This is a genomic window from Nocardioides sp. BGA-UO-ETr-FS32, assembly GCF_059567905.1.
Genome location: NZ_JCAQOX010000006.1, coordinates 37,362 through 62,120, shown reverse-complemented (window position 1 = coordinate 62,120; position 24,759 = coordinate 37,362). Strand labels below are relative to the sequence as shown.

Here is a 24,759-nt window from a genome sequence, read left to right as displayed (position 1 = left end):
CACCGGACCGACAGAGGGGGAGGTCACGTGACGCGACCTCAGGGAGCCCCCCGTGCCCGACGCCAGCCCGACCCCCACCTCGACGGACACCACCCCGACGGACACCGCCTCGACCGGTGTCACCAGCACCGACGGCCTGGGTGAGTTCGTCGCCCGCCACATCGGACCGGACGACGCCGAGGTCGCGCGCATGCTGGAGGCGGTCGGCCACGACTCGCTCGAGTCGCTCATGTCCGCCGCGGTCCCCGGCGGGATCCGTACGGCTGCCGGGCTCGACCTGCCCGACCCGTTGGACGAGGAGGCCACCGCTCGCGCGCTGCGTACGCTCGCCTCGCAGAACCGTCCAGCCGAGGCGATGATCGGCCTGGGCTACCACGCCACCATCACCCCGCCCGTGATCCGCCGCAACGTGCTCGAGGACCCGTCCTGGTACACCGCGTACACGCCCTACCAGCCGGAGATCTCGCAGGGCCGCCTCGAGGCGCTGCTCAACTTCCAGACCGTCGTCGCCGACCTCACCGGCCTGCCGACCGCCAACGCGTCCCTCCTCGACGAGGGGACCGCTGCCGCCGAGGCGATGACGCTCGTACGCCGGGCCCAGCGCAACGCCAGCGGACCGTTCGTGGTCGACGCCGACGCCCTCCCGCAGACCATCGACGTGATCCGCACCCGCGCCGAGGGGATGGGCATCGAGGTCGTCGTGGCGGACCTGCGCGACGGGCTGCCTGACGGCGAGCTGTGCGGCGTGCTGGTGCAGTACCCCGGCGCCTCGGGTGCCGTCCTCGACCCGCGGCCGGTCATCGACGCCGTCCACGAGCGCGGCGGCCTCGCGGTCGTCGCCGCCGACATCCTGTCCCTCGCGCTCCTCGAGGCGCCGGGCACCCTCGGCGCCGACGTCGTGGTCGGGTCGTCCCAGCGCTTCGGCGTGCCCCTGTTCTACGGCGGCCCGCACGCCGGCTTCATGTCGGTGGCCGCCGGCCTCGAGCGGCACCTGCCCGGACGTCTCGTGGGAGTCTCCGTCGACGCGGAGGGCCGCCCGGCCTACCGGCTGGCCCTGCAGACGCGCGAGCAGCACATCCGCCGCGACAAGGCGACCTCCAACATCTGCACCGCGCAGGTGCTTCTGGCCGTCGTGGCGTCGATGTACGCCGTCTACCACGGTCCCGAGGGACTGCGCCGGATCGCGCGACGCACCCACGACCACGCCAACCGGATCGCCGCGTCGCTGCGGGCCGGGGGAGTGGAGGTCGTCAACGACACCTGGTTCGACACCCTGACCGTGGCGGTGCCCGGCCGTGCGGGCGAGGTGGTCGCCGCCGCGCGCCAGGTCGGGCTGCACCTGCGCCTGATCGACGCCGACCACGTCGGGCTCTCCACGTCGGAGCGCACCAGCCACTCCACGGTCGCCGCCGTCCTCCGGGCGTTCGGTGTGGCTCCGGCCGCCGACGAGACCTCGGGGCTGCCCGACGAACTGCACCGCACCACCGACTTCCTCACCCACGAGGTCTTCAACTCCCACCGCAGCGAGACCCAGATGCTGCGCTACCTGCACCGGCTGTCCTCGCGCGACTACGCGCTCGACCGCGGGATGATCCCGCTCGGCTCGTGCACGATGAAGCTCAACGCGACGACGGAGATGGAGCCGATCAGCCTGCCCGGCTTCGCCGACCTGCACCCCTTCGCGCCCGCCCAGGACGCCACCGGCTACCGCGAGCTCGTCGACGACGTCGAGGCGTGGCTGGCGGAGGTCACCGGCTACGACAAGGTCTCCGTGCAGCCCAACGCCGGCTCGCAGGGTGAGCTCGCCGGGCTGCTGGCCATCCGGGGCTACCACGCTGCCGACCGGTCTGCCGACGGCGGTGAACCGATCCGTGACGTCTGCCTGATCCCGTCCTCGGCCCACGGCACCAACGCGGCCTCGGCGGTGATGGCCGGGATGAAGGTGGTCGTGGTCAAGGCCTCCGACGACGGCTCGGTCGACCTCGACGACCTGCGCGCCAAGTGCGGCCAGCATGCCGACACGCTGGCCGCGATCATGGTGACCTATCCGTCGACCCACGGGGCCTACGAGGACACCATCACCGACCTCTGCAAGATCGTCCACGACCACGGCGGCCAGGTCTACGTCGACGGTGCCAACCTCAACGCGCTGCTCGGCTATGCCAAGCCGGGCGAGTTCGGTGGCGACGTCTCCCACCTCAACCTGCACAAGACCTTCTGCATCCCCCACGGCGGCGGCGGTCCCGGCGTGGGTCCCGTGGCCGTACGCACCCACCTCGCGCCGTACCTCCCCTCGCACGGGTGGCACCCCGAGGCCGACAAGCGCGAGGGGATCGGACCCATCAGCGCGGCTCCGTACGGCTCGGCCGGCATCCTGCCGATCACCTGGGCCTACATCCGGATGATGGGCGCCGAGGGCCTGACCCGCGCGACGGCCGTGGCGGTGCTGTCGGCCAACTACATCGCGCACCGGCTCGGCGATCACTTCCCGGTGCTCTACCGCGGCCGTGGCGACCTCGTCGCCCACGAGTGCATCCTCGACCTCCGCGGGATCACCAAGGCCAGCGGCGTCACCGTCGACGACGTCGCCAAGCGTCTGGTCGACCACGGCTTCCACGCGCCGACCATGTCGTTCCCGGTCGCGGGGACGCTGATGGTCGAGCCGACCGAGTCCGAGGACCTCGCCGAGATCGACCGGTTCTGCGACGCGATGATCGCCATCCGCGAGGAGATCGCGTGGGTCGAGGCGGGGGAGTGGACCCCGGAGGACTCGCCCCTGCGCCACGCACCCCACACCGCCCGCGCGCTCGTCGGTGAGTGGGACCGGCCCTACTCGCGGGAGGTGGGTGTCTTCCCGCGCGGCATCGACCCCGACAAGTACTGGCCCCCCGTGGCGCGGATCGACCAGGCGTACGGCGACCGCAACCTGGTCTGCGCGTGCCCGCCGCCCGAGGCGTTCGCCCAGGACTGAACCGGCCCTGGCCCGCTCGGGGTGCTCTAGGGTCGCTGCCGTGAGTGACCAGCGTCAGCGACTGCTGGACGTCGCCCAGGCCGAGGGCCGGCTGACGTCCGTGGTCGGTGCCGTCTTCGACCGCTACGGCGCGGTGTGGGCCGGCGGCGCGGGCCAGGCGCCGGGGCTCGACGGCCAGTACCGCATCGGCTCGATCACCAAGACGATGACGGCCGCGCTGGTGATGCAGGCCCGCGACGCCGGCCTGCTCGACCTCGACGACCCGCTGTCGGCCCACCTTGGCGACGTCGGCTACGGCGAGGCGAGCATCCGCGACGCCCTGGCGCACTCCTCGGGCATGCAGAGCGAACCCCGCGGACCCTGGTGGGAGCGCACCCGCGGCGGGGACTTCGCAGCCCTGGCGCGGGCCAACGACGGCAGCGGACGCGTCGCCGGCGCAGGGGAGTGGTTCCACTACTCCAACCTCGGCTACGGCCTGCTCGGCGAGGTGGTCGCCCGTCGTCTCGGAGCGCCGTGGCGACACCTCGTCGCCGAGCGCCTGCTGCAGCCGCTCGGGATGCGCGCCACGTCCTACCTGCCCCGTCCGGGCGCGCAGCCGGGGTGGAGCGTCGACCACTTCACCGGGATCCGGGTCCACGAGCCGCTGACCGACACCGGTGCGATGGCGCCCGCGGGTCAGCTCTGGTCGACGCTGGCAGACCTGGTCACCTGGGGACAGGTCCTCGGCGGGGCGCGGCCCGACGTGCTGTCACCGGACTCCCTGGAGGAGATGCAGCGGCCGGTGACGCCCGACTACGGCCTCGGCCTGATGCTCGGGATGCACCCCGGCGGCCGGCTGGTCGGCCACAACGGATCGATGCCCGGGTTCCTCGCGGCCCTGCACGTCGACCCCGGCAGCGGGATCGGTGCCGCCGTGCTCACCAACGCCACCACCGGGATCAACCCGCGTGACCTCGCCGTGTCCCTGATCGAGGGCGACCCCGACGCCGACGACTCCCGGCCCGCACCCTGGCGGCCCACGGTCGTGCTGCCGCCCGAGGCGTACGGGGTGCCCGGCCTGTGGTTCTGGGGCAACACGGCGTACGACGTGCGCTGGCACAACGAGGGGCTCGAGCTGCGAGCCATGGCGCGGGGCAACGTGGTGACCGACCGTTTCGAGGTCGTCGACGGCGGCCTGGTCGGCACGCTGGGCTACCACCGCGGCGAGCGACTGCAGGTCGTGCGCCGGCCCGACGGCTCGGTGCACCACCTCGAGTGCGCGACCTTCGTCTACACGCGCACGCCGTACGACCCGGACGTCGACATCCCCGGCGGGCACCCCCGCTGACCGCTAGGGTTGCCGCCGTCGGCCCGACGGGAGGGCGCCGACGACGTGCGGGCGGACCCGCCCCGCACCTTGGACCCGAGGGATGGGATTCGGCATGGGACTCTTCCAGGCAGTCAGCGGCGCCGTCGGTGGGACGCTCGCGGACCAGTGGCTCGACTTCTTCGGCGTGCCGGACGGGCTCCCCGCCACCGCCGCGCTGTTCCCGGCGGTCCGCAAGGGCGAGAACGCCGGCCGCGGCGCCAACGATCGCGCCTCGGAGGGTGTGATCACCAACGGCTCCAAGATCGTCGTGCCGGAGGGTTACGGGCTGGTCCTGATCGAGGACGGCGCCTTCACCGGATTCGCCGCCCAGCCCGGCGGCTACGTGTGGGACTCCGACGAGGCCGCGTCGCAGTCGGTCTTCACCGGCGGCGGGCTCGTCGACGCGATCATCAAGCAGAGCTGGGAGCGCTTCAAGTTCGGCGGCCGGCCCGGGTCGCAGCAGACCGCGGTCTTCGTCGCGCTCAAGGAGCTGCCCAACAACAAGTTCGGCACCCAGTCGGAGATCTACTGGGACGACGCGTTCCTCAACACGCAGGTCGGCGCGATCACCCGCGGCACCTACACCCTCAAGATCACCGACCCGCTGACCTTCATCCGCAACTTCGTGTCCGCGGGCGTGATCAGCGGCAAGGGCGTCTTCGACTTCACCGACCTCGACAACCCGGCCGGCGAGCAGCTGTTCAACGAGGTCGTCGGGTCGTTGGCGCCCGCGTTCTCGATGTACACCAACGATCCCGCCAAGGGGAACCGGATCAGCCGGCTCCAGCAGGACTCCGTCGGGTTCGCCCAGTCGCTGTCGGCGGCGGTGGAGGAGAACTACCGCTGGCGTACCGACCGCGGGCTCGAGATCGCCAAGACGGCCATCATCTCCATCGAGTACGACGAGAACACCCGCGAGCTGTTGAAGAACGTCCAGCGCGCCGACGCCCTCTCGGGCAACCGCGGCAACTCCAACCTCCAGGCGTCGGTCGCCGCCGGCATCGAGGCGGCCGGTGAGAACGCCGGTCCCGGCGGGCTGGTCGGGATGGGCATGGCCACGGGCGGGATGGGGCTCGGCGGGCTCCAGCAGCCGACCCAGCCTGCAGCGGCCCCGGCCGCCCCGGCGGCACCCGCTCCCGCCGCTCCCGCCGCCGAGGACCCGGTCGCGGTGCTCAAGCGCGCCAAGGAGATGCTGGACGCCGGGTTGATCACCCAGGAGGACTACGACGCTGCGAAGGCCAAGGCGCTGGGCCTCTGAGGGCGCTGGGCTCTGAGAGGACGTCTCGGATGACACAGGACGCCACCCCGCCGCGCGAGCCGCGTGAGTCGCCGTTCGACGGTCCGCCGCTGTCGCTGGAGGAAGAGCTCGCGGCCGCGCGCGCCGAGCCCGAGGCCGGCCCCGACATCGACACCGTCAACGAGTCGCTGTCCGACGGTCTCAACCGCTGCCCGAAGTGCGGCTCCACCGACGTACGGCTGCGCGGGTCGACCGAGATGCTGGTCTGCCTGTTCTGCCGCCACCAGTGGCAGGAGGCGCGCGTCGAGGAGGAGCTCGGGCTCGGCGTGGGGATCGACGACCTCGAGGGGACCGTCGTGGCAGGCGGTGCCGAGGAGATCTCCAGCGACGACGACGTGATCACGATGACGTGCGGCGGGTGCGGCGCCGACGTCGTGGTCGACACCGCCCACGCGATGAACGCCCGGTGCCACTGGTGCCGGCACACCCTCAACGTCAACCAGCGCACGCCCAACGGCGCGGTGCCCGACGCGGTGCTGCCGTTCCGGCTGACCCGCGACGAGGCGGTGGAGAAGATCCGCGCGTTCGCATCGAAGCGGCGCCTCTTCGCCCACCCGCGGTTCAAGAAGGAATTCGTCCCGGAGAACGTGCTGGGCGTCTACCTGCCCTACCTCGTGATCGACGCCCGCGCGGAGGCGGCGTACGTCGGGCAGGGCGAGGTGCAGACGCGCCGGTGGACGGAGAAGCAGGGCGACAACTCGGTCACCTACTACGCCGCCGACGTCTACCGGGTCGACCGCTCAGTCGCCTTCACCGTCGACGACCTGACGGTCGAGGGTGCCGCGGACCGCGCGGACTTCGGCTCGGGCACGACCAACAACATCGTGAACACGGTCCTGCCGTTCGACACCAAGAACGCCGTGAAGTGGAACTCCAGCTACCTCGTCGGGTTCACCAGCGAGAAGCGGGACCTCGACGTGTCCGAGCTGCAGCCCGTCCTGGAGGACCAGCTGCTCTCGATCGGTCGCGCCCAGGTCCACGACACGCTGGGCGAGTTCGACCGGGGGGTGCGCTGGGAGGCCGAGAAGGTCGACGTCGGCGGCTCGCGGTGGGTCTCGATGTACCTGCCCGTGTGGCTCTACTCCTACTACCAGGAGAACACCCGCATGCTGCACTACATCGCGGTCAACGCCCGCACGGGGGAGACGATGGGCAGCGTCCCGGTCTCCCAGCCGCGCCTGATCGCCGCGGCCCTGACCGTCGGAACGGTGCTCGAGGGCATCGCCGGCGCGATCCTGGTGGCGACGGCATGATCGACGCGATCGTCTGGGCCACCTCCGGCGACGAGGCCCCGCTGTGGCTCCTCGCCGCGGGTCCTGCCGGCGCGGTCGCGACCTACTGGTCGCTGTACCGCTACTACCGCAACACCGACAAGTCCCACGCCTACGAGCGCGACACCCTGATCTCGGCGCAACCCGTGCAGGGGCACCGCGAGAAGGTGCGCCACATCTCCAGGACGCGCGACTCCGACATCGACGGCGACAACAGCGGCGACTACCGCGTACGCGTGCAGCGCCTGCAGTGACGACCGCTCAGGCCCCAGCTCCGACCCCGTTCACACGCCCTGCGAGACGCTCGACATGTTGAAGTCGGGGATCCGGAGCGCGGGCGTGGCAGTGCGTGAGAAGTAGTCGTCGCCCCACTCGCGGCTGAAGCTCGGCACCGTGTCCGTGGCGGCGCTGAAGCGGTTGAGCAGGTCGATCGGGCTCTCGTTCCAGCGGAAGTTGTTGGCGGCGCCGACGATCTCGCCGTCCTCGACGAGGTAGACGCCGTCGCGGGTGAGACCGGTCAGGAGCATGGACTGCGGGTCGACCTCGCGGATATACCACAGGCAGGTGAGCAGCAGGCCGCGCTGCGTCCCGGCGACCATGTCGTCGACGGTGCCGGCGCCGTCGCCGACCTCGAGGACCAGGTTGTCGATCATCGGGGTGACCGGCTGGCCGGTCATCCGGGCCGAGTGCCGGGTCTGGATGAGCCCGGTGAGGAGGCCGTCTCGGATCCAGTCGGTGCGCTCGAGCGGGAGACCGTTGTCGAAGACGGAGTCGGTGTTGTCCGAGGCCCCGGTGACCACGAAGGGCGCGCACTCTAGTCCGGCGTAGGCGGGGTCGGAGAACAGGCTCACGCCGGGCGCGGCGACCTTGTCGCCGATCCGGGTGCCGCCGCCACGGCGGCTGTAGACGGACTCGCCCTCGTGCGCGACGCGGGCGCCGGCGCCCCAGTAGGCGTCGATCATCAGGTCGGCGACCGAGGAGGGAGGCAGGATCGTGTCGTAGCGACCCGCCGGGAGGTCGACCCGCCGCTCGGCCCAGCCCAGCCGCTGCTTCACGGTGGCAGCCATCGCGGCGGCATCGACGTCGCGGAAGTCGCGCGTCGCCCCGCCCGTCCACGCGCTGCGTGTCAGGGCGTCGTCCTTGCCGGTGCACGCGTAGTGGCCGGTGGGCTGGACGTGACGCAGCCGCAGCCCGCGACTGGAGCCGAGGTAGGTCGTGGTCACGTCGTGGTTGACGAAGCCGTAGAGCAGTCGCCGCTCGGCGGTGGCCTCGGCGAAGGCATCGCCGAGCGCTGGCGCGAAGGCGTCGTAGACGCCGATGTCGGTGGTCTCCGGCTCCACGTCCCAGTCGGACGAGGCCACGTCTGCCACGAGCTCGGCCGCGTCCTCGGCGGGCGATGCGGCGCGTGCGGCGGCGTCCGCGGCCTCGACGAGGGCGGTCACCTGCTCGGTCGTCGAGGCACTGCCCGACACCGACCCGGTCGCCGTCCCGCCGTCGACCGCGACGAAGCTGACCACGGTCACCGAGACCTCGGTCATGACGCCGTTGGTGGTGAGGGTGTTGTTGGCCCAGCGCAGGTTCGCGCTGGTCACGTCGCGGACGATGGCGATGCAGTCGTCGGCGGTGGAGGTCGCCAGCGCGTGCTCGACGAGCTGCTGGGCCGTGGTGCGCAGGGTGGTCGTCATCAGCGGCCTGCCTCGTCGATGGTGTTGAGGATGTTGACGCCCCGGAAGAGCGCTGTCGGGCAGCCGTGGCTGACAGCCGCGACCTGGCCCGGCTGGGCCTTGCCGCAGTTGAACGCGCCGCCGAGCAGCCAGGTGTCCTGCCCGCCGACGGCCTCCATCGACCCCCAGAAGTCGGTCGTGGTCGCCTGGTAGGCGACGTCGCGCAGCATGCCGTCCAGCTTGCCGTCGGTGATCTTGTAGAACCGCTGGCCTGTGAACTGGAAGTTGAACCTCTGCATGTCGATCGACCACGACTTGTCGCCCACGACGTAGATGCCGCGCTCGACCCTCGAGATCAGGTCGTCGGTGCTGAGCCCCTCGGCGCCGGGCACCAGCGACACGTTGGCCATCCGCTGGATCGGGATGTGGCCGGGGGAGTCGGCGTACGCGCAGCCGTTGGAGCGGCCCTGCCCCGAGTCGAGCCCCGAGAGCTCGGGCTTGAGGTGAGCCATGGCGCGGTCGAGCTGGTAGCCGACCAGGACGCCGTCGCGCACGATGTCCCAGGCCTGGGTCTGCACGCCCTCGTCGTCGTAGCCCACCGTGGCCAGGCCGTGCTCCTGGGTGCGGTCGCCCCGGACGTTCATCACCGGAGAGCCGTACTGGAGCGTGCCGAGCTTGTCGTAGGTCGCGAACGACGTGCCGGCGTAGTTGGCCTCGTAGCCCAGCGCACGGTCGAGCTCGGTCGCGTGACCGATGGACTCGTGGATGGTGAGCCAGAGGTTGGAGGGGTGGACGACGAGGTCGTACGTCCCCGCCTCGACGCTGGGCGCCCGGAGCTTCTCCGCGAGGAGCTCCGGCACCTCCGCGAGCTCGGCGTCCCAGTCCCAGTGGCCGTCGGTGAGGTACTCCCAACCGCGGCCGACGGGCGGCGCGATGGACGCCATGGAGTCGAAGATCCCGGTCTCCGCGTCCTCGCCGGTGGCCTCGAAGCCCGGTTGGAGGCGTACGCGCTGCTGGGTCGTGCGGGTGCCGGAGAGGTCGGCGTAGTACTTGTTCTCCTGGACCTGCTGGAGGAACGCCGTGGCGTGCGCGACGGCGGCACCGGAGCGGAGGCGCTCGGTCCAGTCGACGAGGAGCGCGGACTTGTCGCGGGTGGGCACGTCGAGCGGGTTGACGTCGTAGCCGGAGACCCAGGTGACGTCGTCGTGGACGGGCTCGGGCGCGAGCTCGACGGGCGTGGTGGTCATCGCGGCGGCCACCCTGGCGACGGCGACAGCCGTCTCGGCCACGCGCCGGGCCTCGTCGTCGGTGAGCACCACGCCGGAGGCGAACCCCCATGCGCCCTCGTGGACGACGCGGACCGCGAAACCGAGGTCCTCGGCGTCGCTGGCGGTCTGGAGCACGCCGTCGCGGGCGCCGAGGTACTGGTAGCGGTTGCGCTCGAAGCGGAAGTCCGCGTGGCTGGCACCGAGCTCCTGGGCCCGGGAGAGGGCCACCTCGCCGAGCCGGCGGTGCGGCAGGTCGCTGAAGGTCGGGTCGAGCCCGGGCGCACTCATGGGCACGAACCTAGCCGAGCGTGCACGCGGCGTACGCACGACCTCCCGGGCGTGCGCGCGCCACGGCCGACTAGGCGAGGGAGAGGGTCGTGTGGCTGCCGGTGCGGCCCCGGTGCACCCGCAGCTGGGTGGGGATGCGGGTCTGGAGCTCGGGGACGTGGCTGACCACGCCGACGACCCGACCGCCGTCGCGGAGGGTGTCGAGGGTGTCCATGACGCCTTCGAGGGTCTCGGCGTCGAGCGAGCCGAATCCCTCGTCGACGAACAGGGTCTCGAGGTCGGTGCCGCCGGCCTCGTCGGTGATCACGTCGGCGAGCCCGAGGGCGAGCGCGAGGGACACGACGAACGTCTCGCCGCCCGACAGCGTGGCCGGGTCGCGGTTGTCGCCGGTCCAGTCGTCGCGCACGAGCAGGCTCAGCCCGCCGCGCGTCTCTCCGGCGCCGCGCCGGCCGGTGTGGACGAGCGAGTAGCGCTGGTCGCTCATCGTCGACAGCCGGAGGTTGGCGGCGTCGACGACCTGGCCGAGGCGGTGTGCGAGGACGTAGGCGGACAGGCGCATCTGGAGGCGGTTGTCGGCGTGCTTGCCCTCGACCATCGCTGCCACGTCGGTGACGAGGTCGAGCTCGGTGAGGACCGGCTGCCAGGCGGCGAGCGCCGACGTCATCTCCTCGGAGAGGCCGCGGAGCCGACGACCGCGGTCGCGCAGACCCATGTCGCGGTGGCGCGCCGCGGCGGCCTGCTCCTTGGCGCGGTGGTGGGCGAGGGCGAGCGCCTCGAGGTCGGGCGGTTGCGCGCTGGCAGAGCGGACGAGGTCGTCGTCGGCCAGCAGCTCGCTCACCCGGGCGACCTCGCGCTCGTGGCGCTCGATGGCCTGGACCAGGGCGGCGAGCTCGTCCTCGCCCAGCCAGGCCGCCGCCGCGGCGGCCGAGGAGTCGAAGCCGGCCGTCGCAGCCACCTCGTCGGCCGCAGCCTGGGTGCTGGTCGCGGTGGCGCGGGCGCGCAGGAGGTCGGCGGTGAGGTCGGCGTGGCGCTGGGCGAGTGCCTCGACCTGCTGGTGGTGTGCGGTGAGGGCGTCGAGGTCAGCGCCGTCGGCGCCGTCCACCCCGGCGGGGACGACGGCGGCGATCTGGTCGCGCAGGTCGTCGAGCCTCGACGCGAGCACGGCCGCCTCGGTGTCGTGGCGCGCGAGCGCGGCCGACAGCGCCTCGCGCTCGCGGACCAGGCCGTCCTGCTCCGCCTCGAGCTCGGCGACCCGGGCGGCGTGTGCCTCGACCGTGGCGCCGACGGTCCGTGCGCGGTCGAGGCGTGCGAGGACGTCCTCCTCCTCGACGAGGAGGCGCTCGACGGGCTCGCCGGACTCCGCGAGAGCCGCGGCGAGACGGGTCTCGAGCCCGCGGACCTGCTGGGCATGGGCCTCGACGACCACCTCGAGGTCGTCGACCTCACGGCGCGCCTCACGCTCGGTCGCGTCGTCGGGCGCGCCGGGCGCGGGGGAGGCGGGGGAGGGGTGCTCGGCGGAGCCGCACACCGGACAGCACGCCCCGACGGCGAGCTTGACGGCGATCTCGGCGGCCATCCCGTCGAGCCGTTGCTCACGGATCTCGACGAGCGCCTCCCTGGCCAGCAACCGCGCCGAGGTCGCCTCGGCGAGCGCCTTCTCGGCGGAGACCAGCTGCGAGGTCAGGGTCTCGGCAGTGCGCGCGGCACGGACCCGGCCGTGCAGCACGTCGAGGTCGCGCTCGAGGGTGTCGGTCGCCGCGAGGGCCTCGCGGGCGGCCTCGAGGACCGGTGCGAGGTCGGTGAGCTCGTGGGGCACGGCAGCCGCGCGGGCGTCGACCCGCCGCAGCTCGACGTCGGTCGCCTCCCGAGCCCGTGTCGTACGGGCAAGCTGCCGGTGCAGGTCGAGGGCTTGTCGCTGGAGCGGCCGGACCCTGGCGATGTCGGTGAGGGCGCGGGTGGCCGTGCGCCCGAGCTCGGCGACGGCCTGGGCGTCCAGCGGGGGGTCGTCGAGCAGGTCGACCAGGGTCGCGAGCGCCGCCGAGCAGTCGCGCTCGAGCCCGGCCACGTCGGCGCGGGACTGGGCGGCCAGCTCGTGCAACGACAGCACCGCGGTGGCCCGCTGGGCCTTGTCGGCACGGCGCTTGCGGCTCGCGTGCTCCTGCGCGGCAGCCTCGACGGCCGCCCATGCACGGCGGGCAGCCGCATGGGTGGCGCGCAGCCCGGCGAGCTCGATCCCGGCGGCACTCGCCTCCGCCGCCGCGACCTCCGCGGCCGCTGCCGCCTCGACGACGACGGCCTGCTCGACCGATGCGGCCACCGCGGACTCCGTGAGCCCGGTGAGCCATGCGTCGAGCGAGCCCGGGTCGGCCGACCAGTCCTCGGGGGCGACGTCCCCGCCGACCTCGCTGATGCGGCTGACGAGGTCGGCGACGGTGGCGCGGTGCTCCTCGGACGTCCGACGGAGCTCGACGCGACGATCGCGCAGCCACCGCTCGGTGCGGTCGAACCGGCCTGTCTGGAACACCTGCTGGAGCAAGGCGTGGCGCTCCTCGGAGCGGGCCCGGAGGAAGGCCTGGAACCGGCCCTGCGGGAGCATCGCCACCTGGCAGAACTGCGGCAGCGTCATCCCGACCAGGCGGGTCACGAGATGGCCGGTCTCGTCGAGGCGGGTGCTGAGCGGCTGCCAGGCGCCCTCGTCGGCCTCGGCGGAATCGCCGTCGGTGACTCCCGCCCGGTGCTCGGAGATCACCACGCGAGCCTGCTCGGTGGTGGTGCCGGTGCCGCGCTTCTTGGGACGGACCCACGCCGGCGAGCGGTCGATCCGGAACCGGCGGCCCGACAGGGTCACCTCGAGCACGACCCGCGGGACGACGTCGGGCCCGGCGTGGTCGGAGCGCAGGCGCTTGGCCACGGCGCGGTCGCCGGGGACGTCGCCGTAGAGGGCGAAGCACACCGCGTCGAGGACGCTGGACTTCCCGGCGCCCGTCGGCCCGCTCAGGAGGAAGAGCCCGGCGTCGGACAGGGTGTCGAAGTCGATGGAGACCGGGTCGGCGAAGGGACCGAAGCCGACGATCTCGAGGTGGTGCAGCCTCATGCCGCACCATCCGGACGTCCGGTCGCGGCCCCGGCGCGGACGGCGACGTCCTGCTCGGGGTCGTGGCAGCAGGCGTCGATGGCCTGGAGGAGGAGCGCCGACTCGGCCTTGGTCGCCTTCGACCCACGGACGTGGCGGACGAAGTCGAGGGCGATCGCGTGGTCGCTGGTGCCGGCCGCAGGACGGGCGGGGACCTGACCCTCGCCGGCCACGCTCGGGAACTGCAGGACGAGGGTGTGGGGGAAGCGGCGGCGCAGCTGCTCCATCGCGCGGGCCGGTCGGCGGCTGTCGGTGAGGGTGACCTGCACCCAGTCGTCCTCGTGCTCGGTGAGGGAGGCGTCGGAGAGCAGGCCCTTGAGGGTGCCGGTGAGTCGGGTGAGGCGCCGGGGGACCGGTGCGTCGACCCAGCTGGCCGAGCCGAAGCCCGTGGCATCGAGGTCGACCAGCCACGACCCCTTGACGTGGTCGGCCTCGGAGAAGGAATAGGCCAGGGGGGAGCCGGAGTAGCGCAGGCCGTCGGCCAGGACGTGGCGCCCGTGGAGATGGCCGAGCGCGGTGTAGTCGATGCCGTCGAAGACGCTGGTCGCGACGCGCGAGACCCCGCCGACGCTGATGTCGCGCTCGGACTCCGACGGCGTCGCGCCGGCGACGAAGGCGTGGGCGAGCACCACCGAGCGGGTCGACGCGGGACGGGCGGCGAGGTCCGTACGCACCCGGGTCATGGCCTCCGACAGTGCCGCCTCGTGACTGCGTGCACCCAGTGCCCACGGTCCGAGGAGCGCGGACGGGTCGAGGTAGGGGAGGGCGTGGATCGCGACGTCGCCGTGGCGGTCGGAGAGCACCACGGGGGTGCCCACCGAGGTGGGGTCGGTCCGCACGAAGACGCCCGCGGCGTCCATCAGGCGCGAGCCGAAGCCGAGGCGCTGGGCGCTGTCGTGGTTGCCGCTGCTGACGACGACCTGGGCGCGGGAGGCGGCCAGTCGCGCGAAGGTCTCGTCGGCGAGCGCGACGGCGTCGACGTGGGGGAGCGCGCGGTCGTAGACGTCGCCCGAGACCACGACGACGTCGACCTCCTCCGCGGCGACGACCTCGAGGAGGTGGTCGACGAACGCGGCCTGGTGGCCGAGCAGGTCCTCGCGGTGGAAGGACCTCCCCAGGTGCCAGTCGGAAGTGTGGAGGATGCGCACACTGCGACCGTAGATCGCGGCACCGACAGCGCCGGGCCACCACGCCGCGGGGAGCGCATCAAGCCCCGGTCGATCCTCGCCCCGGGCTCAGGTGTAGCTCACCGAACGACCCGCCGAGGTGAAGCCCCAGAGGTCGATGCCCGCCTCGACGGCGAGCCGCGCGGCGAGGCTGGTCGGCGCCCCGACCGCGACGATCGATCCGATGCCGCTCGCCGCGGCCTTCTGCACCAGCTCGAAGCCGACCCGGCCGCTCAGCACGAGGCACGCCGCCGCGGGCGACTCGCCCGCCAGCACCCGGGCACCGACCACCTTGTCGACGGCGTTGTGGCGTCCGACGTCCTCGCGCACGACGAGGATCGTCCCGTCGGCGTCGGCCAACCCGGCTGCGTGGACGCCGCCGGTCCGCGCGAAGAGGACCTGGCGCTCGCGCAGTGCTTCCGGCAGGCGGCGTACGACCTCCGCGTCGGGGCGCGTGCCCGACCACGGGGGAGCGGTGCGGGTGGCGAGCGCGTCGGCGACGCTGTCCTTGCCGCACACACCGCAGGCGGAGGACCCCGCTGACGCGGCGACGTGCCGGTGGGGCAGGTCCGTGCCGGCGGCGAGGGACACCGTGACGACGTTGAGCTCCTGGTCGGGCGTCAGGTCGGCGTCGGTGCAGTAGGCGACCTGCGTCACTGCGCCGGGTGCGGCGAGTCCCTCGTTGACCAGCCATCCCGCGGCAAGCTCGAAGTCGTGTCCCGGCGTGCGCATCGTGACCCACGCCCGACGCGGGTCGAGCCCACCGGCCCGGACGCGGATCTCCAGCGGCTCCTCGGTGACGAGCCGGTCCTCGCGGACCACCTCGGCGTCGACGGTGTGCTCGACGACGCGGGTGCGGACCGAGGGTCCGGGCCGTCGTGCTCGTTGCATCGTCACGCGTCGACCCTAGCCCTCGGGGCCACGCGACTGGTGGCCGAGATCACCCCGTCGCTGATGCATGGGGCGCGGCTCGCGCTCCGTAGAATGTAAGAGCCGCAAAGGAGCGGCTACCTCTTACATCATCTGCTCGCCACGTGAGGGCCGGACGCCCTCGGAAGGACTGACCTCCATGAACCCGCAGCTGCACCTCGCCATCAGCCTCGTTGACGCGCGAGCACGGTCGACCGAGGACCGGGCGCTCCTGCGCGACGTGGAGATCGCCCGCCGCGAGGAGCGGCGCGCCCGTCGCGCGTCGCGTCGCGCCACCCGCTGACCCTCGCAGGGGCCCGGGCCGCGTACGGCTCTGGCAGGGTGGTCGTCATGACGGACGACACCCACGACGAGAACCTCCGCAGCGTCGAGATCGCCCGGATCGGGCCCGCCCGGTTCAAGGCGACCAACGCCCGCGGCGGGGAGACCTTCTTCGGCACCGGGGGAGAGGACCCCGACTTCACGCCGGTCGAGCTGCTGTTGGCCGCCATCGCGGGCTGCAGCGCGCTCGACGTGGAGGCCATCACCCACAAGCGCACGTCGAGCACGACGTTCGACGTGCACGCGGAGGGACGCAAGGTCCGCGACGAGCACGGCAACCACATGACCGGTCTGCGGGTCTCGTTCGACGTCGACTTCCCCGAGGGGCCCGACGGCGATGCCGCCCGCGCCCGTCTCCAGGCGGCCGTCGAGATGTCGCGCGACCGCCTGTGCACCGTCTCGCGGACGGTGCAGCTGGGGGAGGACGTCGTGTACGAGCCGGTCAGCCGATCGTGACCTGCTCGATGGTGACGTCCTTGTTGGGCGTACCGCCGCCGGCGGGGTGGGCGTTGTCGTTGCCCTCCGCCGCGATGGCGTCGATGACCTCGAGGCCGGCCTCGTCGATCGTGCCGAACACGGTGTAGCTCGGCGGGAACTGCGAGTCGCGGAACACCAGGAAGAACTGCGAGCCGTTGGTGTCGGGACCGGCGTTGGCCATCGCGAGCGTGCCGGCTGGGTAGGTCTCGTCACCGCTGAGCTCGTCGGCGAAGGAGTAGCCCGCGCCGCCCGAGCCGGTGCCGGTCGGGTCGCCGCACTGGAGGATGCCGAAGCCCTCCTGGTCCCCGATGCGCGGGCACGGGGTGTCGTCGTAGAAGCCCTGCTCGGCCAGCGAGGCGAACGAGTTCACGGTGCACGGCGTCGTGGCGGCGTCGAGGGTGATGCCGATGTCGCCGAAGTTGGTGGTGATGGTCGCCGGGATCGTGCCCTCGGCCGTGGCCTCGGTGTCGGGTGCGTCGACCTCCCGGGCCGGCTCCTGGCCGTCCTCGGGGTACTCGCAAGTGGTGGTCTCGCCCGCCGCCGCCGAGTCCTCCGACGACTCGGAGGAGGGGTCCGTCGCGGTGTCCGAGCCGTCGGACTCGTTGCCGCAGGCGGACAGGGCGAGGACGGACAGGCAGGCGGCCACAGTGGCGAGTCGCTTCAGCATGCCGGTGATGGTAGCCAGCGCCCAGTCACATCTCCTCGTGGGTGTCGGGGTCGCCGCCGAACAGACGCCCGTCGGGCTCGGCGAGCCCGGACACGGCGGCCATCTCGGCGTCGGTGAGCTCGAAGCCGAAGACGTCGAGGTTCTGCCTCTGCCGCTCGGCGTCCGCCGACTTGGGGATGGGCAGCGAGCCGAGCTGCACGTGCCAGCGCAGGATGACCTGGCCGGGGGAGACCCCGTGCGCGTCGGCGGCTGCTGTGACGGCGTCCTCGTCGAGCGGTGCCCGCCGCTTGCCCATCGGGCTCCAGGCCTCCGTGCGGATGCCGAGGCGCTCGTGCACCCGGCGCAGCTCCTCCTGCGGGAACCGGGGGTGCAGCTCGACCTGGTTGACGGCGGGCACGACGCCGGTGTCGTCGATGATCCGGGTGAGGTGCTCCTCGGTGAAGTTGGAGACACCGATCGAGCGCACGAGCCCGTCCTTCTGGAGCTGCACGAGCGCGCGCCACGCCTCGACGTACCTGCCCTGGCTCGGGTTGGGCCAGTGGATGAGGTGCAGGTCGGTCTGCTCGACGCCCAGCCGCTGCAGCGACTCGCGGACGGACGCGATGGCGTCGTCGTACGCGTGGTGCCGGCCGGGGATCTTGCTGGCGACGAGGACCTCCTCGCGAGGGAGCCCGGAGCGACGGATCGCCTCGCCGACCTCGAACTCGTTCTCGTAGTTCACCGCGGTGTCGATGAGCCGGTAGCCGGCCTCCAGCGCGGACACGATCGCGCCCGTGCCGGCCTCGCCGCGCAGGGGATAGGTGCCGAAGCCGATGGCGGGGATGGTCGTGCCGTCGTTGAGGGCGTACGTCGGGATGTCAGCCATGGGTCCAACGTACGGTGAGGTCCATGCCGCGGTTCGTGCTCCATGACCACCGCAAGCCTCGCCCGCACTTCGACCTGCGGCTCGAGGAGGACGGTGTGCTGCGCAGCTGGGCGGTGCCCAAGGGCCTGCCGGACGACCCGGCGCGCGACAGGCTCGCGGTGGCCGTCGACGACCACGACCTCGACCACGTCGACTTCGAGGACGAGCACAAGACCGTCGCCGACACCGGGACCTGGGAGGAACACGACCGCAACGAGCGCCGACTCGTCTTCTCGCTCCACGGTCGCACCGGCGTACGTCGCTATGCGCTGATCGACACCGGGAACGGGCAGTGGTTGCTGCACCTCACCAAGGACCAGCCGCAGGGGACCGGTGGGTGAAGAGACTCGGGAGCCCGGGCTCTGTTTAGTGACATAATGTCAGTTATCGGCGATAAAAGGACGGGAGTAGAAGTGGATGCGACTACTCCCGTTCCTCGAGTCTGAACACGTTTCTGCAGGTCAACCCGGCCATCGTTGCTCAGCGGCCTCCCACGCTCCGTGCTGAAACTTGCCGGATCCGCGCAGGTCGCCGTAGGTTTCCTGCATTAGATGCAGGTTTCCACGACTGAGGTGCGTTCATGCAAGGTGTTCCGGGCTTTGTCCCTCGGGTCCTCCGAGATGCCGAGGTCGGCCTCTTCCGAGCCGACGAACGGGTGTTCGAGGCGNCGTCCCGACTGGCACAGACACACCCACCTTCAGCGCCGCCTCGGCCGAGGTGATGCCAGTCGCGATCAACCGCCAGAACTGCCGTTGCACGGCCCGCGATGGATCAGGCCGCCCGGGTGAGCGCATCGGCGGCCGAAGCGCTCTGTCAGCACGCCACTGCCGACGCGCACCCTCGGGAACATCGCTGGTCTTCTTGCTCCAGTCCGCCGTCGCCATCTGTGAACACCTCCGACATCAGGGGGTGTTGCGACGACCAGTTGAATCCGCCCTGTGACCCGCGGTCGGTGTGGACCACGCAGCCGGCCACATCACCGCCTTCGATGCGGCGGCGAGCGACGGCGTTGTTCAGCGCAGTGACCGCCAACCGAGACTTCATCCGTGAGTCGATCGAGTACCCGACGATCCGGTTGGAGTAGACGTCCTTGATCGCGCAGACGTAGAGCTTGCCTTCCCCGGTCCAGTGCTCGGTGATGTCGCTCAGCCAGAGCTCGTTCGGGCCCCCGGCCTTGAACTCGTGGCGGGTCACGCCGTGCTTGTCGACGACGGCGCACAGGTCGTCGTGGACCGGCGGTCCGGGCTTCTTGCCGTTGCTGCCTCGCTTCTTGCCGTGCGAGGACCACCAACCCAGCTCCGAGCAGATCCGCCAGGCCGTCCGCTCGGCCATCGACTCGCCAGCCTCCTGCGCTTCGTCGACCAGGAATCGGTAGCCGAACTCAGGGTCGTCGCGGTGAGCATCGAACAGGGCGTTGGCGCGGTACGCCTCGGTCAGTTCGGCGTCGGTGACCGGGTTCGCAAGCCAGCGGTAGTAGGGCTGGCGGGCGAGGCTGAGCACCCGGCACGTCACCGCCACGGGCACCCGCAGCGGGGCGTCCTTGGCAGCCAGCTCACGGACGAGCGGGTACATCATTTTCCCGGCAGGTTGGCCTGCGACAGATAGGCGGCCGCGCGACGCAGGACCTCGTTCTCCTGCTCGAGGAGCTTGATCCGCTTGTTCGCCTCACGCAGCGCATCGGATTCAGTCGCCGGGCTCGTGCGACCTGATGATGGTGACGAGTTCCGCTCGTCGATCGACAGCCACCGCTTCAGACACGACGGCGAGATGCCGAAGTCCTTCGCGACCTGGGCCATCGAGGCATCCGAGTCCTGGTAGACCCGGATCACGTCCTCGCGGAACTCCTTGGGGAACGCCTTCGGCATGGTGAACATCCTTCCAGCGCCGACACATCGACGCAGATTCAGATGTCACCTATCCGTGCAGCAGTCCCAAATGATGTCGCTAAGCACGAAGACGATTCGTCGTCGCATCAGCGACGGCTCGATCCCGGCCTACCGATGCAGACGCCGCAACATCCGAATCCGCCTGGACGAGTTGGAGACAGCCTTCCGAAAGCTCGCCGCTACCCGCCACTGATGGACCGTTGGTGGACACGTAGTGGACACGCGCGGCAGATCGACACAGCCCCCTGATCCTGCATTCCCGGAGGTCAGGGGCTGCTTGTGACTCGGTGGGCGATACTGGGTTCAAAGGAGTGATCCAGGATCGCTAGTCAGTCGGTCCGGTCATCCAGCCGTCGCGGAGCAAGCGACTCCAAGATCTCAGCGGTAACTGGATTCACGCGTTCGTCGGGTTCGATGTAGTGGGCCCGAGTGATGTCGGACGAGGTGTGGCCGAGCATTTCGGCGGCGAGGTCCGCTCCCCCGGCCCGGTCGACGACCGTTGCGACGGTCCGCCGGAACGAGTGCGGGGTGACGCCACCGATGCCGGCTTCCTCGAGGATTGCACGCAGACGCCGTCGCACGTTGTTCGTGGTCAGTGGGGTGCGGTTGCGGCTGAAGAAGACCAGGTGCTCTGGATCCTCGTTGGCGATCACGACCAGACGTTGCCGCAACACCTCGGCGGTGAAGGTGGGGATCGAGATGGTGCGCCGTGACTTGGAGGTCTTCGGATGATCCTGGCGATAGGTGGGCTTGCCTTTCGGAGAGATCACGGTGCCGCAGATCCGCACGGTGGGGGGCGAGCATGTGACGTCGACGTCGCGTTTCCGGATTGCCAACACTTCGCCGATACGCGCCGAGGTTCCCAACATGACTTCGATGATCGCTTCGAGCTGGCCATCAGGCTTGGGGCCGGAGAGCCCCTGTCCGCGACGCCATCTCCGGACCGCTTGTCGGATGGCTTCGACCTGGGTGATGGTCAGCGCCATGACTGTCGGGGGCGGTGGCCGCAGCCGGGCTGTCCCGACGACCGGGTTGCGCGGGATGGCTTCGTACCGCAGGGCCAGCCCCAGCGCGAGGTTGAGCACGACCTTGGAGTGCTTCGCTCGGCTGTAGCTGATCTTGGCTTGTGCTTTCAGGAAGCGATCGATCTTGCTGATCGACATCTCTCGAAGCGTGTGGTGCTCGAAGGCCGGCAGCACCAAGGTACGCATGTCGCGCTCGTACAGCTCGCGGGTGCTGGCAGAGATGCGGTCCTCGAGCTCGATGTCTTCGAGCCACACCTCGACGAGCTTGGCGAAGGTCGAGTCGGGTGAGAGCTCGCCCGTCCCCGCTGCGTAGTGCCCACGGTGGGCGATCTTCTCTTTCAGGTTCCTCTCGGCGGCCTTGGGCGTGGGCCCGGTGGCTTCGACGGGGCGCAGTTGTCCGTCGTCGTCGCGGAACCGGGTTCGTGCCCGCACGCTGCCATTCGGATTCGTCCGGAAGTCGATCTGACCGAACGTGCCGATCGGGGTACGCGGCCTAGCCACGGTTCGCTACCGATCCCCCGGCCCATGACCCGGTGAGGTCTCGCGATGATGTGCGATCCAGTCGCGTACATCGCTGACGGCGAACTTCAGCGAACGCCCCACCCGGATGGCGCACGGGCCTTTGCCCGCCACCCGCCAGTCGTAGATCGTGGTGACGGGCACGCCAAGGTACTCGGCGAGCTCTTCGATGTTCATCAGCGGCTCCAGGCCGCGTTCGGTAGTGGTGTCGGTGCTCATACCGATGAGGTGGGTAGAGCGTTCCGAGACGACCGGGGCGGTCCGTGACTGGTCCGTGGTCGTCACCGTGATCGGGCCAGCGAGGGCCACGCGAGCGGGGTTTGTGGAGGGTTTCTGGAGAGCGGTTCAAATCTTCGAGTCTTTCCTGAACGGAAACCCGCGACTCTCCGAGACCGGAACCCGGCTCTGACCAGCATGATTGCTGGTCAGAGCCGGATTCAATCGGTCGGGCTGACAGGATTTGAACCTGCGACCCCTTGTACTGGTGATCCGCCCGACTGATTCTTGCGCTCGGCTGCGAATTGTTGTCCTGACCTGCGGAAACGCTTGGGGCGTTCCTGCCCTACTGACTCGAGGCATGCCCAGGTTTGCTGTCTTGGGACCGAATAAACGGGGAATAAGTGCGGCACTATCCGAGGAGGCTACCTGAGCCCTCGGCCCACACCACCCGGCGACACGAACGCCAGGCGGAGCAGATAGCCACATGCGTTACCCGTGCGCCAGCCGGGAACATTGTCGTCGACGCTTACTTCAGGCCAATGGCGGGTCCGCCTCCACGGCACGCCAAAAGTGGGCTCCCTCCTCGTCGCCTCCCTCAGCGAGAAGCGTCACGATGCTGAAGGGAATCGTGTTCTCTTCGTGGTGCCACATGATCCTGCCCCAATGCCTGGCTCCCCCCAGATCGCCTTGCTCGTATAGGCAGAAGGTCAACTCGAACATGGATTGCCAGTCGCCAGCCTCGGCACCCTGCCGCCACCAATGGCGAGCGTCGTAAGGGTCTCCGCGACTGTGACTCACCTTCCCCAAGGTGGCATAGGCGCCAGGCTCACCGGCTTCGAGTGCCTTCATCGCCCACTGGCTCGCGCCTTCATGGTCGCCTGCCTGTTCCAAAGCCACGCCGAGGATGCTCATCGAGCCAATGTGCCCCCCTCGCGCAGCCTCCTCCCACCAGCGCTGAGCCTCTTCCATGTTCGCCCGGCCGTGATGAGCGCTACCCAGGAAGAACATCGCGTCTAGATGGCCAGCCTCGGCGGCTCGAACGTAATGGTGTTCGGCCTCCTCGTGCATCCCCAGCTCCGCAAGAAGCCGACCCAAATTGAAGTCGCTCGAGACGTTTCCGGCTGAAGCGGCTCGGGCGTTCCAAATGCGAGCCTCTTCGACGAAGCCCTCCTCCTTGCATGCTATTGCGAGACTGTGCATTGCTTGTATGTGCCCGTCCTCGGCGGCGCCTTGGAGATGGCGTCGCGCGCCGGAGAAGTCGCCCGTTTCCTTGAGCCGAATGCCCAGGATGTGCATGCTGTCCAGATCCCCCGCATCGGCCGCCCTCTGGTACCAAGCCAGAGACGACTCGGCGTCATCTAGTTCCCCGTACGTCTTGCCGAGGCTGAACATGGCGTCGACCATGCCCGCGTCGGCGGCACACTCAAGCCAATGGCGTGCGCCAGCAAGATCGCTTCGCTCACTCAGCACGAGCCCAAGGTTGTGCATGGCTTCCGCACCTCCGGCGCCCGCCGCACGCTCGAGCCATGACTGCATGGTCTCTCGATCGCCAGCCTCGCCCAGCATGGTGGCCAGGTTGTTCATGGAACCTGGGTCCCCCGCGTCAGCGCCCATGCGGTACCAGAGCAGTGCGCCTTCTTGATCTCCTTGCTCGGAAAGAAGCAGTGCCAGATTGAACATTGAGCCCAAGTCGCCTTCATCGGCAGCACGCCCCCACCAGATCGTGGCCTGGTCGTGGTCGCCTGCCTCGTAGGCGGCCAGTCCCGCATAGAAGTGGCCTTCCGGTGTGAGGGGTGCGCCGTGGAGGTGGTCGGGAGTCCAGGGGTGGGGGTGGAGTTTGGGGGTGAGGGCGTCGAGGAGTTGGTAGCGGTCGGGGGTGCGGGTGAGTTGGAGGATGGCGTGGGGTGACCGGGGTCCGAGTCCGGTGGTGGCCCAGTCGAGGGCTTGTTGGTAGCGCTCGGGGTTCCAGATCTGGTTGGGGCTGATCTGGGAGTGGTGCCATTCGGCGAGGTCTTCGAGCTCGTGGGGTTCGGCGCCGGTGGGGTAGAGGTGGTGGGCGTCGATCGCGGTGGTGATTAGGACGGCCTGGTAGCCGCCTGCAGTGAGGCCCTCGCGGGCTCGTTTGGTGAGTTGGTCGACCGCGGCGAGGGCTTCGGGGAGCCGGTCATAGCGGAACCCGTGTGTCTGCTCGGCGTGGGGGCTGGTCTGCGCGATCTCGGTGGCGGCGGTGATCTCGTCGGTGTCCAGGGCGGGTTCGTAGTCGATGCGGGCGGCCTGGAGGAGCTCGACAAGGCCGTGGGTGGCGCCGATAGCGGCCGCGTGGGCGTGGTCGCTGGTGTGGTCGTGGACAGCGTGGGCGTAAGCGCTCAGGTCGGCCTCGTGGAGGGTGGCGGCCACGGTGGCGTGGCTGGTGAGCCGGCGTAGGCGGGGTTCGGTGAGACCGTCGGCGGGGTGGGTGCCGAGCTTTTGGTGGTCGTCGATGTCCACGACCAGGTTCGCGGGGAGCTCACCCTTGGTGGCGTGGGTATCCAGGGCGGCGATCAAGGCCGGGATCAGGCCGGGGGCGGTGTTGGCCCACCACACGGTCCGCCCGGCCAGATCGGGGTGCTGCAGAGCCTGGTACAGGCTGCGGGTCTTGCCGGCCTTGGGTGGCCCGACGACTACGACCAACCCCTTCCCGGGGCCGCGGTCGGGGTCGGTGAGCACGGCGAGCAGGTCGGTGTCGGAGGTCCGGGCCGCGTAGGGCGGCAGATCGCCGTCGAAGAACCACGACCCCAGCCCCAGCGCGACCGGGTCCAGCTCACCGGCCCGACACGGATCCCCACCCACCAACCAGCCCGCGAGATTTGCTGAGCGCTTCTGCTTCCCGGCCGTCTGCGCGGTGTCGCGGCCGACCCGGCGGGCCCCCTCGTGCCGGATTGCAGCCAGCCGCTCGACCACCTCCCCGAACGAGGTCCACGCCCCGACCGTGTGCGGTGCAGTCGGCACCAAGTCCTCCACCCCGGCGACCAGCGCGGCGCGCACCACTGGTTCGGCGGGCACACCAGCGCGGTCGTACCAGGCCTTGAACTTCGCCGAGGCGCCCGAGTTCCACTTCTCGGTCGTCGCCACCCAGGCCGCCCGATCACGTCCCGCAGCCGCCGCGGCCGCATTGTTCCCCGCCCGCTCAGCACGCGCGATCTGGGCGTCCAGACGCTGCTTGCGCAGGTCCCGGACCCGCAACGTCACCCGAGCCTTGTTCCCCGCTGCCGACTCAGCCGCGGCCAACCACGACCGGTACGCCGACTCCAGCTCCACCCTCGAGCCATCAGCCGGCGGTACCGCGGACCCCGCAGCCCGCCCTCCAGCCATCCCCTACCCCGATCGCCACCGGACACCGACACCAACATCCTGCGCCCCATCATC

General features: G+C 70.7%; 19 protein-coding genes and 2 pseudogenes. 9 read left to right on the top strand and 12 right to left on the bottom strand.

Going from position 1 to position 24,759, the window contains the following annotated elements; genetic code table 11:
• Positions 1-136 precede the first annotated feature (136 nt).
• The 5 genes from gcvP (at position 137) to AC57BS_RS02360 (ending at position 7,141) form a co-directional block, all read left to right on the top strand.
• Positions 137-2,971 carry an aminomethyl-transferring glycine dehydrogenase gene (gene gcvP / locus AC57BS_RS02380; RefSeq protein ID WP_496409939.1) on the top strand — a complete coding sequence of 945 codons (2,835 nt, stop codon included), beginning with the start codon at positions 137-139 and terminating at the stop codon, positions 2,969-2,971.
• Positions 2,972-3,011: 40 nt separating this feature from the next.
• Entirely contained in the window at positions 3,012-4,298 is a 1,287-nt protein-coding gene (locus tag AC57BS_RS02375; RefSeq protein ID WP_496409890.1) for a serine hydrolase domain-containing protein, read from the top strand.
• A 94-nt stretch (positions 4,299-4,392) separates the two neighbouring features.
• The gene (locus AC57BS_RS02370; protein WP_496409889.1) at positions 4,393-5,577 is read left to right on the top strand and encodes an SHOCT domain-containing protein; all 1,185 of its coding nucleotides are present in this window, start codon (positions 4,393-4,395) and stop codon (positions 5,575-5,577) included.
• Between the two features lie 29 nt (positions 5,578-5,606).
• Complete coding sequence (locus AC57BS_RS02365) at positions 5,607-6,869, top strand: hypothetical protein (protein ID WP_496409888.1); 1,263 nt, start codon at positions 5,607-5,609, stop codon at positions 6,867-6,869.
• A complete protein-coding gene (locus tag AC57BS_RS02360; protein WP_496409887.1) occupies positions 6,866-7,141 on the top strand; it encodes a hypothetical protein in 276 nt (91 codons plus the stop codon). The genes AC57BS_RS02365 and AC57BS_RS02360 overlap by 4 nt, the downstream gene beginning before the upstream one ends.
• A 30-nt stretch (positions 7,142-7,171) precedes the next feature.
• On the opposite strand, the gene AC57BS_RS02355 is transcribed toward AC57BS_RS02360, so the two are convergent.
• The 5 genes from AC57BS_RS02355 to AC57BS_RS02335 form a co-directional block, all read right to left on the bottom strand.
• Positions 7,172-8,572 (bottom strand): metallopeptidase TldD-related protein, encoded by a 1,401-nt coding sequence (locus AC57BS_RS02355; protein ID WP_496409886.1) that lies wholly within the window; start codon positions 8,570-8,572, stop codon positions 7,172-7,174.
• Positions 8,572-10,107: a TldD/PmbA family protein gene (locus AC57BS_RS02350; RefSeq protein WP_496409885.1), complete on the bottom strand. Its 1,536-nt coding sequence runs from the start codon at positions 10,105-10,107 to the stop codon at positions 8,572-8,574. Before AC57BS_RS02350 ends, AC57BS_RS02355 begins: the two co-directional genes overlap by 1 nt.
• Positions 10,108-10,177: 70 nt before the next feature.
• Positions 10,178-13,201 carry an AAA family ATPase gene (locus AC57BS_RS02345; RefSeq protein WP_496409884.1) on the bottom strand — a complete coding sequence of 1,008 codons (3,024 nt, stop codon included), beginning with the start codon at positions 13,199-13,201 and terminating at the stop codon, positions 10,178-10,180.
• On the bottom strand, positions 13,198-14,388 hold the full coding sequence (locus AC57BS_RS02340) for an exonuclease SbcCD subunit D (protein WP_496409883.1): 1,191 nt from the start codon (positions 14,386-14,388) through the stop codon (positions 13,198-13,200). Before AC57BS_RS02340 ends, AC57BS_RS02345 begins: the two co-directional genes overlap by 4 nt.
• A gap of 87 nt (positions 14,389-14,475) precedes the next feature.
• A complete protein-coding gene (locus tag AC57BS_RS02335) occupies positions 14,476-15,297 on the bottom strand; it encodes a formate dehydrogenase accessory sulfurtransferase FdhD (RefSeq protein ID WP_496409938.1) in 822 nt (273 codons plus the stop codon).
• A gap of 178 nt (positions 15,298-15,475) precedes the next feature.
• Here AC57BS_RS02335 and AC57BS_RS02330 point away from each other — a divergent pair, with 178 nt between their 5' ends.
• Entirely contained in the window at positions 15,476-15,619 is a 144-nt protein-coding gene (locus AC57BS_RS02330; RefSeq protein WP_165356007.1) for a hypothetical protein, read from the top strand.
• 47 nt (positions 15,620-15,666) lie between these two features.
• The gene (locus AC57BS_RS02325) at positions 15,667-16,113 is read left to right on the top strand and encodes an OsmC family protein (protein ID WP_496409882.1); all 447 of its coding nucleotides are present in this window, start codon (positions 15,667-15,669) and stop codon (positions 16,111-16,113) included.
• Here the strand turns inward: AC57BS_RS02325 and AC57BS_RS02320 are convergent.
• Both AC57BS_RS02320 and AC57BS_RS02315 read right to left on the bottom strand, forming a co-directional pair.
• The gene (locus AC57BS_RS02320; RefSeq protein WP_496409881.1) at positions 16,100-16,801 is read right to left on the bottom strand and encodes a peptidylprolyl isomerase; all 702 of its coding nucleotides are present in this window, start codon (positions 16,799-16,801) and stop codon (positions 16,100-16,102) included. The two genes, AC57BS_RS02325 and AC57BS_RS02320, sit on opposite strands and share 14 nt — an antisense overlap.
• A 25-nt stretch (positions 16,802-16,826) precedes the next feature.
• Positions 16,827-17,666, bottom strand: a complete 840-nt coding sequence (locus AC57BS_RS02315; protein ID WP_496409880.1) for an aldo/keto reductase — start codon at positions 17,664-17,666, stop codon at positions 16,827-16,829.
• 23 nt (positions 17,667-17,689) lie between these two features.
• Here AC57BS_RS02315 and AC57BS_RS02310 point away from each other — a divergent pair, with 23 nt between their 5' ends.
• Positions 17,690-18,046, top strand: coding sequence for a DNA polymerase ligase N-terminal domain-containing protein (locus AC57BS_RS02310; protein ID WP_496409879.1), 357 nt, complete (start codon positions 17,690-17,692; stop codon positions 18,044-18,046).
• Between the two features lie 327 nt (positions 18,047-18,373).
• On the opposite strand, the pseudogene AC57BS_RS02305 reads toward AC57BS_RS02310, so the two are convergent.
• Together AC57BS_RS02305 and AC57BS_RS02300 are read right to left on the bottom strand one after the other, a co-directional pair.
• Positions 18,374-18,589 (bottom strand): annotated as a pseudogene (locus AC57BS_RS02305) (IS30 family transposase); the annotation flags it as partial.
• Positions 18,590-18,641: 52 nt separating this feature from the next.
• A pseudogene (locus tag AC57BS_RS02300) lies at positions 18,642-19,570 on the bottom strand (IS3 family transposase); the annotation flags it as partial.
• Between AC57BS_RS02300 and AC57BS_RS02295 the strand changes: the two are divergent.
• Positions 19,569-19,784 carry a helix-turn-helix domain-containing protein gene (locus tag AC57BS_RS02295; protein WP_493824451.1) on the top strand — a complete coding sequence of 72 codons (216 nt, stop codon included), beginning with the start codon at positions 19,569-19,571 and terminating at the stop codon, positions 19,782-19,784. The pseudogene AC57BS_RS02300 and the gene AC57BS_RS02295 overlap by 2 nt on opposite strands.
• 136 nt (positions 19,785-19,920) lie before the next feature.
• On the opposite strand, the gene AC57BS_RS02290 is transcribed toward AC57BS_RS02295, so the two are convergent.
• From AC57BS_RS02290 to AC57BS_RS02280, 3 genes are all read right to left on the bottom strand, one after another.
• Positions 19,921-21,048, bottom strand: a complete 1,128-nt coding sequence (locus AC57BS_RS02290) for a tyrosine-type recombinase/integrase (protein ID WP_496409878.1) — start codon at positions 21,046-21,048, stop codon at positions 19,921-19,923.
• A 75-nt stretch (positions 21,049-21,123) separates the two neighbouring features.
• Complete coding sequence (locus AC57BS_RS02285) at positions 21,124-21,354, bottom strand: helix-turn-helix domain-containing protein (RefSeq protein ID WP_493824449.1); 231 nt, start codon at positions 21,352-21,354, stop codon at positions 21,124-21,126.
• Positions 21,355-21,885: 531 nt separating this feature from the next.
• Positions 21,886-24,582 (bottom strand): hypothetical protein, encoded by a 2,697-nt coding sequence (locus tag AC57BS_RS02280; RefSeq protein WP_496409877.1) that lies wholly within the window; start codon positions 24,580-24,582, stop codon positions 21,886-21,888.
• Positions 24,583-24,759 lie beyond the last annotated feature (177 nt).

Bases quoted from the DNA above. Each gene is read 5' to 3' on its own strand.
- AC57BS_RS02370 (WP_496409889.1), top strand. From the start codon at position 4,393: ATGGGACTCTTCCAGGCAGTCAGCGGCGCCGTCGGTGGGACGCTCGCG.
- AC57BS_RS02365 (WP_496409888.1), top strand. From the start codon at position 5,607: ATGACACAGGACGCCACCCCGCCGCGCGAGCCGCGTGAGTCGCCGTTC.
- AC57BS_RS02360 (WP_496409887.1), top strand. From the start codon at position 6,866: ATGATCGACGCGATCGTCTGGGCCACCTCCGGCGACGAGGCCCCGCTG.
- AC57BS_RS02355 (WP_496409886.1), bottom strand. From the start codon at position 8,572: ATGACGACCACCCTGCGCACCACGGCCCAGCAGCTCGTCGAGCACGCG.
- AC57BS_RS02350 (WP_496409885.1), bottom strand. From the start codon at position 10,107: ATGAGTGCGCCCGGGCTCGACCCGACCTTCAGCGACCTGCCGCACCGC.
- AC57BS_RS02345 (WP_496409884.1), bottom strand. From the start codon at position 13,201: ATGAGGCTGCACCACCTCGAGATCGTCGGCTTCGGTCCCTTCGCCGAC.
- AC57BS_RS02335 (WP_496409938.1), bottom strand. From the start codon at position 15,297: ATGCAACGAGCACGACGGCCCGGACCCTCGGTCCGCACCCGCGTCGTC.
- AC57BS_RS02330 (WP_165356007.1), top strand. From the start codon at position 15,476: ATGAACCCGCAGCTGCACCTCGCCATCAGCCTCGTTGACGCGCGAGCA.
- AC57BS_RS02325 (WP_496409882.1), top strand. From the start codon at position 15,667: ATGACGGACGACACCCACGACGAGAACCTCCGCAGCGTCGAGATCGCC.
- AC57BS_RS02320 (WP_496409881.1), bottom strand. From the start codon at position 16,801: ATGCTGAAGCGACTCGCCACTGTGGCCGCCTGCCTGTCCGTCCTCGCC.
- AC57BS_RS02315 (WP_496409880.1), bottom strand. From the start codon at position 17,666: ATGGCTGACATCCCGACGTACGCCCTCAACGACGGCACGACCATCCCC.
- AC57BS_RS02310 (WP_496409879.1), top strand. From the start codon at position 17,690: ATGCCGCGGTTCGTGCTCCATGACCACCGCAAGCCTCGCCCGCACTTC.
- AC57BS_RS02295 (WP_493824451.1), top strand. From the start codon at position 19,569: ATGGTGAACATCCTTCCAGCGCCGACACATCGACGCAGATTCAGATGT.
- AC57BS_RS02285 (WP_493824449.1), bottom strand. From the start codon at position 21,354: ATGAGCACCGACACCACTACCGAACGCGGCCTGGAGCCGCTGATGAAC.